Annotated in this window: 10 protein-coding genes and 1 pseudogene; 2 read left to right on the top strand and 9 right to left on the bottom strand. The window is 59.0% G+C overall.

All coding sequences use genetic code 11. From position 1 onward, the window contains the following. Positions 1 to 27 precede the first annotated feature (27 nt). From K0F88_RS07160 to K0F88_RS07145, 4 genes are all read right to left on the bottom strand, one after another. Positions 28 to 1,887 (bottom strand): autotransporter domain-containing protein, encoded by a 1,860-nt coding sequence (locus K0F88_RS07160; protein ID WP_094469931.1) that lies wholly within the window; start codon positions 1,885 to 1,887, stop codon positions 28 to 30. A 708-nt stretch (positions 1,888 to 2,595) separates the two neighbouring features. Next, complete coding sequence (locus tag K0F88_RS07155) at positions 2,596 to 3,369, bottom strand: autotransporter domain-containing protein (protein WP_374039710.1); 774 nt, start codon at positions 3,367 to 3,369, stop codon at positions 2,596 to 2,598. A 7-nt stretch (positions 3,370 to 3,376) separates the two neighbouring features. Further along, positions 3,377 to 4,213, bottom strand: coding sequence for an amino acid ABC transporter permease (locus K0F88_RS07150; RefSeq protein WP_094469919.1), 837 nt, complete (start codon positions 4,211 to 4,213; stop codon positions 3,377 to 3,379). Then, positions 4,210 to 5,031, bottom strand: coding sequence for an ABC transporter substrate-binding protein (locus K0F88_RS07145; protein WP_094469920.1), 822 nt, complete (start codon positions 5,029 to 5,031; stop codon positions 4,210 to 4,212). The genes K0F88_RS07150 and K0F88_RS07145 overlap by 4 nt, the downstream gene beginning before the upstream one ends. A gap of 111 nt (positions 5,032 to 5,142) precedes the next feature. On the opposite strand from K0F88_RS07145, the gene K0F88_RS07140 reads away from it, so the two are divergent. Continuing rightward, the gene (locus K0F88_RS07140) at positions 5,143 to 6,042 is read left to right on the top strand and encodes a homocysteine S-methyltransferase family protein (protein WP_094469921.1); all 900 of its coding nucleotides are present in this window, start codon (positions 5,143 to 5,145) and stop codon (positions 6,040 to 6,042) included. A gap of 133 nt (positions 6,043 to 6,175) precedes the next feature. On the opposite strand, the gene K0F88_RS07135 is transcribed toward K0F88_RS07140, so the two are convergent. From K0F88_RS07135 to K0F88_RS07125, 3 genes are read right to left on the bottom strand one after another with little or no spacing between them, the layout of a single operon-like run. Then, positions 6,176 to 6,847: a GNAT family N-acetyltransferase gene (locus K0F88_RS07135; RefSeq protein WP_219094679.1), complete on the bottom strand. Its 672-nt coding sequence runs from the start codon at positions 6,845 to 6,847 to the stop codon at positions 6,176 to 6,178. A gap of 17 nt (positions 6,848 to 6,864) precedes the next feature. Further along, positions 6,865 to 7,311, bottom strand: a complete 447-nt coding sequence (locus tag K0F88_RS07130; RefSeq protein ID WP_094469923.1) for a GNAT family N-acetyltransferase — start codon at positions 7,309 to 7,311, stop codon at positions 6,865 to 6,867. 9 nt (positions 7,312 to 7,320) lie between these two features. After that, complete coding sequence (locus tag K0F88_RS07125) at positions 7,321 to 7,944, bottom strand: FMN-binding negative transcriptional regulator (RefSeq protein WP_219094678.1); 624 nt, start codon at positions 7,942 to 7,944, stop codon at positions 7,321 to 7,323. Between the two features lie 90 nt (positions 7,945 to 8,034). Between K0F88_RS07125 and K0F88_RS07120 the strand changes: the two genes are divergently transcribed. Further along, positions 8,035 to 9,585 (top strand): PLP-dependent aminotransferase family protein, encoded by a 1,551-nt coding sequence (locus tag K0F88_RS07120; protein ID WP_219094677.1) that lies wholly within the window; start codon positions 8,035 to 8,037, stop codon positions 9,583 to 9,585. 4 nt (positions 9,586 to 9,589) lie between these two features. Here K0F88_RS07120 and K0F88_RS07115 read toward each other — a convergent pair whose 3' ends face one another. Beyond that, entirely contained in the window at positions 9,590 to 14,128 is a 4,539-nt protein-coding gene (locus tag K0F88_RS07115; RefSeq protein ID WP_219094676.1) for a dermonecrotic toxin domain-containing protein, read from the bottom strand. 141 nt (positions 14,129 to 14,269) lie between these two features. Then, positions 14,270 to 15,113, bottom strand: a pseudogene (locus tag K0F88_RS32260) (hypothetical protein); the annotation flags it as partial.

The following is a 15,113-nucleotide window of genomic DNA, read 5'->3' as shown; positions in this document are numbered from 1 at the left end:
CAGGTATTGCGGTGAATCAGTGGTTGATCAGAACGCCATCCGCCACTGCCCCATCACGCCATGATTGCGGCTGTCAGTGCCGATCTCACCATTAAGGCCGACCCCCAACGTATGTTTCGCTGACAAGCCAAGGTCCAGACCTGCATCCACCAGCAAGCTGTCACGGTCCAGCGGCGCACCGGAAACGGTGAAGTTCTTCCCGCCCGTTGCCAGTCGTTGACGGGTGTCGCTGTCGATATCCCCGTAGGTGTGTTTCCAGCCGGCACTGAACCGCGGGGTCAGTTGCATGCCGTTATCCAGCGTGTTGATCTTCGCCAGTCGCAGGCCGAACGTGCTGTTGAGGTTGTTCTGGGTTTGGCCTTGGACTTTCAACGCTGCCGCGCCGCCTTTTTCCGTGTAACCGTCGCGCTGATAGCGTTGGTAGCCAAGGCTGGCAAACGGTTCGATGCTGACATTGGCTCGCCCCAGGTTGTAACCCACTTCGGCGAAGGCCTGCTGGGTGCTGGCCGCGTAACGGCCTTCGGGGCGGTCGCTGAAACTGTTGAAGGCAACCCGACGTTGAGTGCTGCCGTCGTGATTGCTGTAGGTCGCGCCGAGGCGTAGCGACATGGGGCCGCTCTGGCGCAGGGCATAGGCGCCCAAGTGCCAAGAGTCGAGATCGCCGTCGAGTTCGCGGCTGTCCAGGCGGGTCTCGGACTTACCGCCCATCACACCGATACGCCATTCCTCATCGACGCCCCAATCCGCGCCCAGGACGAGGCCTTTAGTCGAGGTTCGCAGAGCGTCGTGGTCGCGATCCAGCGTCCCGCCGTGTCCCAAGGCTTGCAGCCAGACCCTGCCGTTTTCCTGGCTGCCGGCGGCGAGGCGTGATGCATTGGATCGGTTGCCGGGTTTGTTGTACGCGCTGGCGCTGTCCAGTTGACGCATGGTCGAGAGCAGGGAGGTGCTGACCGGGCTGTCACTGTTCAGGGTTGCCTTGGCGAGGTTGGCGTTGCTGTCACCGGCCAGTTGCTCAAGAGCGTAGGTGGCTGTGGATCTATCGGTGGTGAGCAGGGCGGTGACGGCCGCATTGGACTCACTTGTTTTAGCCGCCGGCTCGTCCACGCTTTGGCCAAACGCTCGAGCATTGTCGTCTGCGGCAAAATCCTCTATCGGTACTCCATTGCGAGCGTAGTTGAGCACCACATCAGTCTTGGAGTAAGACAGCTTCGGCGTCATGTACGCCAGATTGCTGGTGACGCTGCCGAATTTGCCTACCAACTGGCCGGCTTTGAGCACTGTGAAATCACTGCTGTCGGGATAGTTGCCCGGCAGTGCAGCAACCTCCAGTGAGGCATCCTCAAGTGCTGCAATACCTTCGACGATGATGGTGGGAGACTTGCCGGTAGCCGTTACGCCGTAGGAGAGCGTGGCACCGTCTGTGAATATCAGGTCTCCTCTGACGTGTGGGGCGCCAAGCCGCTCATTGACTTGCAATGTGCCGTCTACATAAAGATGGCGTACTTCACCTTGGCCACCGTAGCGACCACCTTCGCGAACAATGGCATCACCCGCGATACTGCCCATGTTGAACAGCGTTGCGCCGTCCAATACCTCGGCTCCGCGGTCGAAGTCGTCTTTACCCGTCAAAGACCAAGTGCCTTGCGCGACTTGCAACCCGGAAAAGTTACTGGTTTTGTCGAGTACGCCGCCGTCGGGGGAGTCGAGCAGTATTGCGTTTTTCCCGCCACCGCCCTGGATTTCTCCTGCAAAACTGACTCCGTTACCGACGATTAGAAGGTCATCTTCCTCCCCCAGTTTCAGTGAGACGCCGTCGATGCTTTTGTACCGCCCCGCTGCCGTGGTGCGCTTAGTGGTATCGGCATTCGCGAAGTCGTCGAACGTGATCGGCAAATCAGCTTCTACGGTTTCGAGTGGGACGTCCGTGGTCTCGGGAAACTCGTAAAGATGTGCCGGTGGATCAATGGGTGCCGTAGTTGAGGCTCCAGGTGGCACAGGGTTCGCTGGTACTTCAGTCGTTACCGGATTGGGTTCGCCTTCGGGTATTGCGGGCGATTGCGGTGGGAGCGAATCGTCTGCAGTTTCGGGAAAGTCGTAAAGATGCGCGGCGAGATCTACCGGTTCCGGAGCCGCCGAAACCGTTGGCAACTGAATCACCGGTTCTTGAGGCTTTAGCGAGGCCGGTTTGACGGCGTGCTGCATCGGACCAATGAAATTCCTGATCGCCAAAAGGTCATCTTTTTTAGACCAAGCGGCTACTCGATCTTTCTTGGCAGGTGTTTCGACAGGGGCTTTAGCGTCTGCTTCCTGAGCCATCGATATTTCGATGCAGCCAAGAGAGAGGGCGATCGCCAGGGCGAGTCGATGCGGGCGATAAATGGACGACGTGGGCATTGAGTCTGACCTTGTTTTTGAGAAGGTCGAACTCTAGGAGGGAGCGCGGGTGCTTGAATGCCGGGCGTTTCCGGCATTTTTGAAGGGCCTTGGAAATTCGGTTGTAGCAAAAATCCAACTCCGCAGATTACGTGTGCATTGGCCTGCACACGGTGGGATTTTTGCCTACAACCTTTCGGGGGCGGTCTGTTCTTTTACAGGTCAGAAACTCATCTGCCACTGCCCAATCAACCCATGATTGCGGCTGTTGCTCCCCATCTCCCCGCTGTACCCAACCCCCACCGAATGCCGCGCCGAAATGCCCAGGTCCAGCCCGGCTTCCAGCACCAGACTGTCACAGTCCAGCGAACTGCCATCAACGCTGAAGGCTGTCCCCCCGACCACGAATGTCTGGCGCGTCGAGTTGCTGACATCGCCATAGGTGTGCTTCCAGCCAGCGGTCATGCGGGGCGTCAGGCTCATGCCGTTTTCCAGCGAACTCAGGTGCGCCAGGCGCAGGCCGAAGGTGCTGCTGACGTTGTCCTGGGTTTGCTTGTCGACCTGAAGTGCAGCGGCGCCGCCTTTTTCCTGGTAGCTGTCGCGGTGATAGCGCTGGTAGCCGAGGGTGGCAAACGGCTCGGCACTGAGTCGGCCGCTGCCCATTGCGTAGCCCGGTTCGGCGAAGGCCTGTTGGCTGTCGGCGTCGTAATCGCCTTTTGGGCGGTCGCTGAAGCCGTTGAAGGCCACCGTGCGTTTGCTTTCACCTTGATGACCGCTGTATGCGGCACCGAGGCGCAAAGCGAAGGGGCCGCTTTGGCGTAAGGCATAAACGCCGGCGTGCCAGCTGTCGACATTGCCATCGACGCCCGTGGCATTCACCGCCAGGGTTGAGCTGTTCAGGTTCGCCAACCCGCCGACCTTGATTGGCGCGCTGCTGCCATCGGCATTGACGCCGTAGGCCAGGGTGTTTTTACAGATTGATGTCTGCGTGTGCACCTTAAGCCTAACTCCGACTCAAGTAAGCCTTCCCATAATGCCGCTCCATCCTTGCCTGAATCAGCTCCAGCCCAATCGACATCACCCAGTAAATAATCGCTGCGGTCGTCAACATCTCGATATACCGATAGCTCGACCGCCCATACGATTGCGCCAAAAACATCACCTCCCAAACCCCCATCACCGAGATCAGCGACGAGTCTTTGAGCATCGAGATGAATTGGTTGGTGGTCGGCGGGATGATGGTGCGCATGGCCTGGGGCAGGGTGACGCGCCAGAAGATCACGGTTTCGCGCATGCCCAGTGCCAGGGAGGCTTCGCGTTGTCCGTGGGGGACGCCGAGGATGCCGGCGCGGAAGATTTCGCTAAGGTACGCGCCGTAGTTGAGTGACAGTGCAATGATGCCGGCGGTGACTGCGCCCGGGACGACGCCCAGTTGCGGCAGGCCGAGGTAGATCAGCAGGATCTGGATCAGCAGCGGCGTGCCGCGAAAGAACGAGGCGTAGAAACTGGCGATGCCGAAGGCCACGGCGCTTTTCGACAGCCGCGCCAGGGCGGTGATGAAACCCAGCAGCGACGATGTCACGATTGAGGCCAGGCACAGAAACAGTGTCAGCGCCGCGCCTTGCAGGAAGCCGTTCGGCGCCAGGTGCAGGCCGATCAGGTTGGGCAGTTTGTCGAGGATGATCGAGAACTTCAGGTCGAAGCTCAGAAAGAAACTGGCGAACAAACCCAACATCGCTGCCCACGTCAGGTACAGCCGCGTGCGGAAACCGAAGATCTGTTGCAGTCTCGACTCAGCCACCGGTTGCGGCGGCTGAGGAGGTTTTGGGAAAGAAGTCATTGACTGATATCGGCGCCGATCCATTTTTGCGAGAGCTTGCTCAGGGTGCCGTCCTGTTTCAGTTGCGCAAAGACCTCTCGCACCTTGGCGTCCCACTGCGCGTCACCTTTCTCGATGGCCACCGAGTTCGGCTCCGAATACAGCGGCTCGCCGGCCAGCTTGAAGCGTTTGTCTTCGGTCAGGCGCGGTTGCGCGGTGACGAGGTTGGTGAGGATCGCATCCAGCCGCACGCCAGCGCCGAGGCCCAGGTCCTGGAACGCCACGTTGTCAGTGTCATACGGCGCGATCTGCACATCCTCGAACGGATACTGCAGTTGGGTGTCTTCGGCACCTTCGATCACCAGGTTTTTGTTCAGGTAACTTTCGTAGCTGGAGGCGCTGGTGAGGCCGACTTTCTTGCCGCTGAGGTCCTTGGCGCTGTGAATGCGATCATCCTTGGCATTGACCACGATCACGGCTGGCGAAGCGTAGTACTCGACCGGGAAATCGAAGACTTCGGCCCGCGCCTTGCTCGGCGTCATCGAGCAGACGCAGATGTCGTAACGGCCGCTCCAGCGACCGGCGGCGATGACGTCCCAGGACGGTGTTTCCAGACGCAGTTTGACGCCCAGTTTGTCGGCCACGGCTTTGGCCACATCGACGTCAAACCCGTCGAGTTGGTTCTGGTCGTTGAGGAACGAAAACGGTGGATAGCTTTCCATCAACACGCCCACCAGTTCTTTCTTCTGCTCGATGCGGTCCAGCGTTGCTCCGCCAAAGGCTTGGGTGGAGGCAGCCAGAATCGTCAGGCCCAGGGCCAGGAGTGGTTGAAATTTCACAGTCGATCCCTGAAAAAAAGTGGTTGTGATTAACCGGATGGTGCGTATTAAATAGTTATAAGAACTACCTTGGTAGTGAGTTATTTTCATAAGCATATGAGTGAAAAGCATATGAGCGCAGGAAGCACGGTAATTCTGGATGGCGGCATGGGTCGTGAGCTGCAGCGCGCAGGAGCGCCCTTCAGGCAGCCCGAGTGGTCGGCGCTGGCCTTGAGTGAAGCGCCACAGGCAGTCGAGGCGGTGCACGCGGCTTATATCGAAAGTGGCGCCAGCGTGATCACCAGCAACAGTTACGCGGTGGTGCCATTTCACATAGGCGAAGAGCGTTTTGCAGCAGAAGGGCAGGCCCTCGCTTCGCTGGCCGGTGAATTGGCGCGGCGTGCGGTGGAGGCTTCGGGCAAGGCTGTACGTGTGGCCGGCTCGTTGCCACCGTTGTTCGGCTCCTATCGCCCAGACCTTTTTAACGCTGCTCGGGTGACTGAATTGCTGACGCCGTTGGTCAAGGGGCTGGCGCCTCATGTCGACCTGTGGCTAGCCGAAACACAGAGCTCAATCGTTGAGGCGCGGGCGATTCACGCCGGTCTGCCGAAGGATGGAAAGCCGTTCTGGCTGTCCTTTACCTTGAAGGATGAGGATACGGACGAAGTGCCGCGTTTGCGTTCGGGTGAGCCTGTCGCTGAAGCTGCTGCGGCGGCGGCTGAACTGGGTATCGAGGCGTTGCTGTTCAACTGCAGTCAACCAGAAGTGATCGGTGCTGCGATTGATGCGGCGCGGGAAACTTTCCAGCGTTTGGGGGTGACGATTCACATCGGCGCGTACGCCAATGCCTTCCCGCCACAACCGAAAGAGGCCACGGCCAACGACGGTCTGGACCCGTTGCGCGAAGACCTCGATCCACCGGGGTATCTGCAGTGGGCGGCCGACTGGAAAGCGCGCGGCGCCAGCCATCTGGGCGGATGCTGCGGGATTGGGCCGGAGCATATTGCGGTGCTTGCCCAAAAGTTAGCGTGATGCCAATCGTCGGAACGCCGCCCGGAGCCGGCTCGCTCCCACACGGGTTATGTGTTGATCACAACAGTGTGGTCAACCGAAAACCTGTGGGAGCGAGGCTTGCCCGCGAAGGCGTCCGTCCAGGCGCCGTAAATTACCCGCGGCACTCGACCAGTGTTTTCACCTGCCCGGAATCCGTCTGGTTTTCATCGGAAAGCCACCGCTCAAACCCCGCGCTAATCGCCGGCCATTCTGAATCCAGAATCGAATACCACGCCGTATCCCGGTTCTGCCCTTTCACCACCATGTGCTGACGGAACACGCCTTCAAAACTGAACCCCAACCGCTCGGCCGCATACTTGGAGCGGGCGTTGCCGTTGTTGCACTTCCACTCCAGGCGCCGGTAGCCCAGTGCAAAGGATTCCTTGGCCAGCAAATAAACCGCCTCGGTGCTTTTCGGCGAACGCTGCATTGGCGCGCCGAAGGTGACGTGGCCGATTTCGATGCGACCTTGGGCCGGGACGATCGACATCAGACTCAGGATGCCCTGCACATCACCGCTGGCACGGTCGATCACGCTGAAGAAATACGGGTCGCTGTTGGCCGCATGGTTGTTCAGCCAATCGTTGAAAGCGCTGCGTTCCGGGAAAGGGCCGTAAGGCAAATAGTCCCAGAGTTTCGGGTCCGATCCCGGGCCTTGCAGGGCTTTCCACAAACCCTCGGCGTGAAGCGCCGGGTCGAGTTTTTCCAGGCGGATGAAACGCCCTTCAATGGTTTGAACCGACGGCGCCGGAGCGCCTTTCCAGTCTGCGAGTGAAGTCGACACGGTGTTCTCCTTGAACCTTAAAGGGCTTTGCGAAACTGGATGAAACCGGGGCGTTCGGCGATGCGCTCGTAGAGCTGGATCGCGGTGGCGTTGGTTTCGTGGGTCAGCCAGTGGACCTTGCAGCAACCATCCGCTTTGGCGGTGGCGTACACAAATTCAATGAGCTTGCGGCCAATGCCGGTGCCTCGGGTTTGCGGTGTTACCAACAAGTCTTGAAGGTAGCAGGAGTTTTCGATGCTCCAGTTCGAGCGATGGTAGATGAAGTTCACCATGCCGACTGCTTTGCCATCGACCCACGCCAGCGCCGAATGAGTCGGTTCATTCTGGTCGAGCATGCGCTGCCAGGTGCTGTCCGTGACAGCTTCGGGCAATTCGGTGTTGTAGAAGCGCAGGTAGGCTTGCCACAGCGGCAGCCAGGCGGCGTGATCGTCTGCGCGGACCTGGCGAATTTCAATCTGACTCATGTTCATTCCTTAACGCATCAAGTGGGCGAGGGCTAGGTCGTGCACATCAGGGCTGGCAGCGAGCCCCTCGCGGACACCGGCGATGTCTGCGGCGCTGCGGTTCTGACTGAGCTTGCGCTTGCCTTCCAGGCGCTGGATCGGCAGGGCAAACCCGACGATGGCCTTGAGCATGCCGTCGATGTAGTCGGCGGGCGCGTCGGTGACTTTCCATGGCTGCTGGCGACTCGCTTCGTGACGATCAGTTAGCGCGCTCACAAGGTTGAGCAGGCGATCAGCATCGGTGAACACCTCGGCTGTTCCGTAAGCGTGCACGGCGATGTAGTTCCAGGTCGGCACGACTTTGCCGTGCTCGGCTTTGCTCGGGTAAAACCCCGGGCTAACGTATGCATCGGCACCGGCAAAAATCACCAGGGCTTCGGCACTGTTCTGCAGTTCCTTCCACTGCGGATTGCCCCGGGCGAAGTGGCCGTAGAGGGTGCCATTGGGGCCCTGCTCAGGATTGAATAACAGCGGCAGATGACTGGCTTGCAAGCCTTGTTCGCCGTGGGTGACCACCATGGCGAGACGCGTGTCGAGTATCTGCTGCTGCAGTTCGTGCAAATCGTTGATGGCAAAACCGCTGGGGTTGTACATGGAAATAGTCCTTGGCGAATGCGTCCATCCTAGGCAGGCTATTGGTCTGTTGTAAGAGCCATTAATGACCAATTTCATAGGTCCATTGTCATGAGCGAAACGCCGCTGTCACTGTCCTTCAACCCCGCCGGTATCGAACTCGACCGTCGCCAAGGCCTGAGTCGCCAGCTCTATCAGACCTTGCGCCTGCGGGTGCTCGATGGACGACTGGCCAGTGGCACGCGATTGCCGGCCACTCGGGATCTGGCAGCGGCGTTGGCGATTTCCCGCAACAGCGTGGTGCGGGCCTACGATCAACTCTATGCCGAGGGGTTTATCGAAGGGCGTGTCGGTGACGGGACTTACGTCGCGCAATTGCCTAAAACCGCGGCATCGCCAAAAAAATTATCCACAAAAGTATCCACAGGGTTGTCAACAGGGTTACCCACAGCCTTATCCACAAATTGGCTGGATTTACCTGTAATTTCATCCAGTAAAGTTATCCACAGCGGTGCGTTGGGACGCGTAGAAAAGAACCATTTGGCCCTGCCGCCGAGCGGTCCGCCGCGAGCCTTTCGGGTCGGTGTGCCGGCGTTCGATCTGTTTCCTTTTGAGGTCTGGGCCAAGCTCAATGCGGCTTTCTGGCGTAAACCGGATTTACAGCAACTGTGTTATGGCGATCCGGCGGGTGATGAGCGTTTGCGCGGCATGATCGCCGCATATTTGCGCAGTTCGCGAGGGATGCAGTGTTCGGCTGAGCAAATAGTGATCACCAGTGGCGCACAGCAGGGGATTAGCCTTTGTGCACAGCTGCTGGTGGAACCGGGCGATGGGGTGGCGATCGAGAATCCGGGGTATCGGGCGGCAGGTCACGCGTTCGCTGTGGCCGGTGCGCAATTGCATGGCGTGGCGGTGGACAGTGAGGGCATCGACTGCAACGAATTGAACGGCCTCAGCGATTGTCGACTGGCGTATGTCACGCCGTCACATCAATACCCGACCGGGGTGGTGATGAGCCTGGCGCGACGTCTTGAGTTACTGGCCTGGGCCGAACGCACCCAAGGCTGGATCGTCGAGGACGACTACGATGGCGAATACCGTTACAGCGGCGCGCCACTGGCCCCGTTGGCCGCACTCGACCGGCAGGGCCGGGTTTTGTACGTCGGCACGTTTGGCAAAGTTGCCTTCCCGGCACTGCGCCTGGGTTACCTGGTGTTGCCGCCAACGCTGGTGCAGGCGTTCTCGCAACGTCGAGCGGTGGACGTCCGGCATTCCGAGGTCAGTACCCAGGCGGTCATGGCCGAGTTCATGGCCGCCGGGCATTTCCAGCGGCATATCCGTCGCATGCGCCGCGCGGCCCTGAGCCGACGCAATACCTTGCTGGCCGGTTGGCCGCAGAATATTCCCGGCATCGGCAGCCTGCCGAGTGTTGCGGCAGGGCTGCATCTGACCGTGGCGGTCGACTCACAGGCCCGCGAGCGCGAACTGGTGGAGCAGGCGGCCAGCGTCGATGTCGAGATCAATGCGCTGAGCGGCTACTGGCTGCCGGATTCGACGAAACCTGCGGACCAGCGTGCCGGTCTGGTCCTGGGTTTCGCGGCGGTGCCCGAGGCGGCCATCAGCGCCGCACTCGGGCGACTGGAAACGGTCTGGCGTCGTTAGGTGGCTACGCTGCGGAGTTTGCCTGTGGTTCCAGGTCCAGAAACAGTTTTCGTAGCGCAGGATCTTGTAACTTCCTGAACACCCCATCGATGGGTTCGAAGATGGTCAACGCCTGTTGCTGTTCCAGTGACAGTGTTTTCAGATAGTCATCTGACACTTTCAAATGGGCCGCGGTGGGTGTATTCGCCGGACTCGACAGCGTCTCGTAGTGGAAGTGCGCCACCCATAACGGCTGATTGCGGGCCTTGTCGACAATCCGGTACTCCTGGAAAAAGTCGCCGAGCCCTCGGGTCTGTATGCGGCCACGTCTATCGCGGCTGATGTCGAGCTGCCCGTTTTCATGCATCCATTTGAAAATGCTCTGGGACGGTTTGCGGCGCGTGTAAAGGTCGGCGCGAACACTGACCCCTTCCTTGCGCAGGCGAGTGGCCCCATCACGTAACTCGCGGCTCAACGTGGCAACCGGGACAGGCGAGGCTTCGTGCTTGCTGCTGTTAATCACGGCTTGATCAACGCTGCTGGCAGCCTGCTCCAGTTTCAATGCCTGCTGATCGAACACATCCTGAATGTCGGCAGGGATGCGTCTTGGGAGTAAAGCGTCCTTACGGGTGCGCTCGATGAATGTGTTCGTGTCCAGATTCAGCTCGATGCCGGCCTCGATCGTTCCCGCATCATCCAGTACCGGTACGGATTGTTGATAAACGGCGGGGGTAAATGACTTGAGCGGATCAACCGTGGTTTTTTCGGGTTCATTTTTGCCGGAATCCCGCGGCCGGGTCTTGCGCACTTTGATTGGTTGTCGTGACGTACCCGGTTGTACTCGTTCTACAGGAGGTTGCACGGCTATGGGTTCCGGTTCCGGGAGCAACGTCTGTAACCGGTTCTGTGCGAGCTGCGCGAATTCGCCGATGAGCGATTGCACATGATCGAGCCTGGTTTGTTTGACCAGTCCGGGGTACGTGCCTGGCAATTCCTGAATGCGCTGGTCAGCGTCGGCAAAGGTCTCCACCAGACTGTTCAATTCCTCGACATGCGCCTGCACATCGGAATGTTCGCCTTCAACTTTCATCAGGTCAGCCATTTGAATCGCGGCCTTCGCGGCGCTCGCAGCGATATGTCCCACCGCGTTACGGGCCTGCTGCATCAGGGGGCTGGCCTGTTCATTGAGGCACAGCTCCTGCGACATGCCGATCTCGTTGGCCTTGATATCCAGCACGGTAAATGAAGGCGCGAGTTTTCTGATCTGCATCGCGCGTTCAACGCCAGGGCGTCCGGCCGCATGCATGTCCCCGAGTGTCGACGCAAACAGGGTCAGTTTTTCAATCAGCTCGTCACCGATGTCGGACGCTTTCTGCACATTGTCGACGAACGTTTTCCAGGCAACGGGTTCGTTTTGTTGGCCCCTGGTCAGAACACGGGTGGCCAGACCGTACTCGGATCGTTTCAGGACAAACCACAAAGACAGATTCTTCTGCAGCACCACGCTCATGCGAAGCAAGTCTTCCCGGTAGTTTTCCGTCCCGCCGAGGGTGCGCCATTCGCGCAGTTGTTCCAGCGCCTGGCGATACTCGCCGATCGTTACCTCCAATTTTTCCATGTACGGCGCCGTTCGTTGATCGTAGTTTTCGGCGTTGGCCTGCTCGATGCGGTCATGTAACGTTTTCAGTTCGGTTTCCTTCGCCTTTTCCTGGTCTTTGAAAGCGCTCAGGACTTCCCCCAGATGGCCTCTGCGCTGCGCATCAACCGCCTCCTGGTGGCGGCTGAACGCATTACCGGCCCCCCCTCGCAAACGCAGACGCAGGTCGAGCACCCATTGCCCGTGGCCGTTATCCATCAGCATCGGACCATTGCGCTCAGGCTGATCCGGGTAAACGATATGAACCTCCTCGTCGCCTTTCACGTCGACGTAAAACCACCGATCACCTACCTGTGCGTAGTTTCTGAAGTGATGTTGGTAAAAATGCGGAGGGGCTTCTTTAGCCTTCGTAACGTTTGCGTTGGCAATATCGAGAGCCGCGACTTTGAGCGTGTCCAGGTAAGCGCCCAGTGCGGTCGGTGTTCGGCGTGGAACCGAGCCGGCCAGCGCCAGGGAGGAAAGATGACTGGGCGGAAGATCCGGGGCCAGTGGGGCGGGATTGAGCGTGACAGCCACGGGCTCGACTTGGGGCTGTGCAGCCTTCTCCCTCGACAGCTGCTCGATCCGGGGTTTGCTTGAAACCTTTCTGCGTCGCATCACCGCGTGATGGCTGAGGATAATGCCGATCGTCAGCAGAATGTCCGACACCGACGTCCATTCGATGAAGCGGTCATCCTGGTCATGGGCATCGAGTGCCTGTTGGATCTGATTGATGGTTTGCCAGACCCAGACGGCGGTGCCGACCGCACCGCTGAGCACATTCGAGGCGACGTTGAAGAGCGCCCAACCACTGTCCTTCAACACGTCCCAGCGCCGTTCGGCATTGGATCGCGATTGCCGGTCGGCGAGGTTCACCAGCATCTGTGCGTTGTTTTTGAACAGCGCAGACAGAATATCGCCAGTGATCTCGACGCTTTCGAAAACCACGCGCCCGAACTTGTCTGCCCGATGCAATGGATTGACGAATTGTTCCGCGATCAGCCACGGAGAGGGCAGTCCGGTGGGAAAAACAGACTGGGCATATTCAAAGCTCAGGTTTTCATCGGGCAACCAGGCCAGCACTGTATCTCTGAGGTCGCCCGGTTGGTGCAACGCGTACAAAAGGTTTTGCCTCGAAGGGTATTGCAGCAGGGGCTCATCGATCATCGGCCGATAGAGCAGGCAAGGTCCGCTGTATGCGTCTCGAGGGCTGATGATGAACATGTTGTCCACGGTGTCGCTGCTGCTGATCAAGCGATGTTGCGGCGTCAGGGTCAGCGGGTAGAGGGCGATGGTTTTGCTGGTGACATCGGGATCGAGCAGCTCGCAGACGTATTGGTAACCGCGCTCGTCCACGCCGGTTTCAGGCTTGAATCGGGCTTCTAATGCCTGCAGCGGCAGCAAAGAACGCAATTGATCGCGATAGAAGTTTTCCTGACGTCGTGAGGCAACCGGGTCCTCCAGCAGCTTGGGCTTGATAAGGTCGGGATAAGCCGTTCCGATGTCCACTCGCGCAGACACGATGGTGAGAAATTCAGCGGTGAGCCAATCCGGTACGGTCTCCCCACCCTTGAAGAATACGGTCGCCATGTAGGGTGCTTCGTTCTCCATAGCGAAGTCGGCGAGCGTTTCAATGCGTTGATCGAGGGGGTTAGGGAGGGTGAAATTGCCGGAGGTAAAGCTGTTGGTGATTTTGATCCGCACATCATCGAGCGCAAGACTCGCTGCGCCGACCGCCAGTGGATCGGCGATGATCGCTTCACGCATCAGCCGCTGGGCATAGTCGGTGATGGACGGGATCTCGGCATTGGCCAATTGGCTGTCCGGTTGGCGATACAGCTTGCCCAGTGCACTGATGTAGCGGCCGTAGTCTTGGATATCCTCGGATGAGGCGTTGCGCAACCAATCGGGAATCGCTTTGTTCAGTTGCAGGAGTCGCGCTTTTTCGTTGGGGTCGAAGCCGGTTTCGGGCTCGACCTCGACCTCGTCCGCCGGGGCCTCAATAAACCGCAATGAGTTAATGGCGTCGAGTTGTGATGATATCGACGCCCACGCCATGTGATCGAAGACGTTGCCTTCCGGCTCGTAAAGCCGCCACGTCAGATCGCGTCCTGCGCGTTGTTCTTCCAGGCGTGCGGGAAGCGAGTTGCCGAGTTCTTCCATCGAACTGAACGACTCATACGCGCGCTCGATGGTGTACATCACCAGCAGTTGGCGCTTGCGATACGTGGCCTTGAGCACGAGCGCGCTGCCGATCAATAGATGGCGGGTGATGTCATTCTCGACGGTATCGATATCGAGAAGGCACGCCTGAATGGCGGAAAATTCTCTGTTTACATTTTTACGGGTGGTTTTGTCCGGATCGCTGAACACTTCCCGCGCCATCGCGCATTCATCGGCGTCCCAGCCTTTGACCTTCTGCACGTTCAACGCCTTGCGCAGCGTGTCGGAAAGCTTGTGCCAGCGGGGGATCGCATGCCCCTTGGCATTCCAGAACGCCAGTTGCCGTGCTTGAGCCTCGACGAACAGTATCGACGCCGAATCATTGAGTATCTTTGCAATGTCCTCGATGCAGACGGCGAGGTGAACCGGGTTTTTGCTGCCCGGTTCGAGGGTCAGGAAGTGCTCGCCTTCGAGATAGTTGGCCGTTGTTCCATACAGGCCCTGGCGCATAAGCGCCAAGGTCAGTGACTCGAACTCGGTTTGGCCCGCTTCGACATGGTCGTCCACGATGAGCCATTGAGGGGTGCCGACGTACGCGTCATCAGGGTCGATCTGCAATTCTGGCGAGTTTTTTTCCAGTGCCTGGCGCAGCAGGTGCGAAGCCACTTCACTGAGTGTCGGGCCGTGGCTGGTCAGGCTTACAAGGTCACTGGTTTCCACTAAGGGTGTCGAGTCAGTTCGGGGCAGTGAAGTGTTGTTGCTCATGGCGGATACCTGGGCGCAATGACGAGGCCGGGAAAGCCTCTTGGGTCATCGAAGGTAATCAGCCAGCGCCCATCAGGGGCGGTAGATAGATATCGCGGGCAAAAAAAGACCCGCATAGGCGGGTCTCATGTTCAGCACGGTTTAGGACCCTGAGGCCGGCACTTTTGCAAAGAACAAGGTGGTCGCCAGTTGCGCACTGATTTCGCTGCGGTAGATCGAGATCGCCTGGAGGTCTTCGTTCGCGTGGCGGGCCTCGGTTGCGCCGCCCAGCAGCCGTTGCTGCACGGTTTTCAGGTGCGCCGCGGTGAAGGTTTGTGCAGGCGAAGCGGGCTGCGCATAGTGGAAGTGGGCATACCACAGAACACTTTGGCTGCTGTGATCGCGGATCTCATATTCCTCGAGATAGTCTCGTTTACGGCTTTTGAGCAAGCGTCGGCCGGGGTTCTTGACGATGTCGACCTGACCTTCGCTTTGCAGCCACAAGACGCGTTCCGCCGTCGGTGGCTGTAGTTTGGTCATGCTGATTCGCGTCACGCGTCCCAGGCTGTAGAGTCTGGTGGCTTCGTCGTTCAGTTGCTTGGCCACTATGACGGCGGATCCAGGACCCCCGTCGGTGGAGTTGGTGGCGATCAGCGCTGTGTCGATTGCGCTGGCGGCGTCCTGTAATCGGTGAGCCTGCTGATGAAACATTTCCTCGATTTCCACGGGTATTCGTCGCGTGCCTTTTGAGTGGGCCTGCGTTCGACGAATGAACGCATCCAACCCCTCCAGCAATGCCTGGCCTTGAGCAGTGCTTGCACTCAAGTCTGGTTGGACGCCGCCGGGGGTGACCTGTTTCGGGGCCACTCTTTCAACCCAGACCCCCGGGGTCTTCTCATGGAAGGTCGAGATGACTTTACCGGTCAACGCCGAGGTCACATCAATCAGTTCTGACCCTTGCATCACGGAGTCGGCACGTGGCTGGCCCACCACCGTACCTTTGTAG

The organism is Pseudomonas sp. UMAB-40 (assembly GCF_900095275.1).
Lineage (GTDB): Bacteria > Pseudomonadota > Gammaproteobacteria > Pseudomonadales > Pseudomonadaceae > Aquipseudomonas > Aquipseudomonas mandelii_B.
This window is presented reverse-complemented; position numbering and strand designations above follow the sequence as displayed.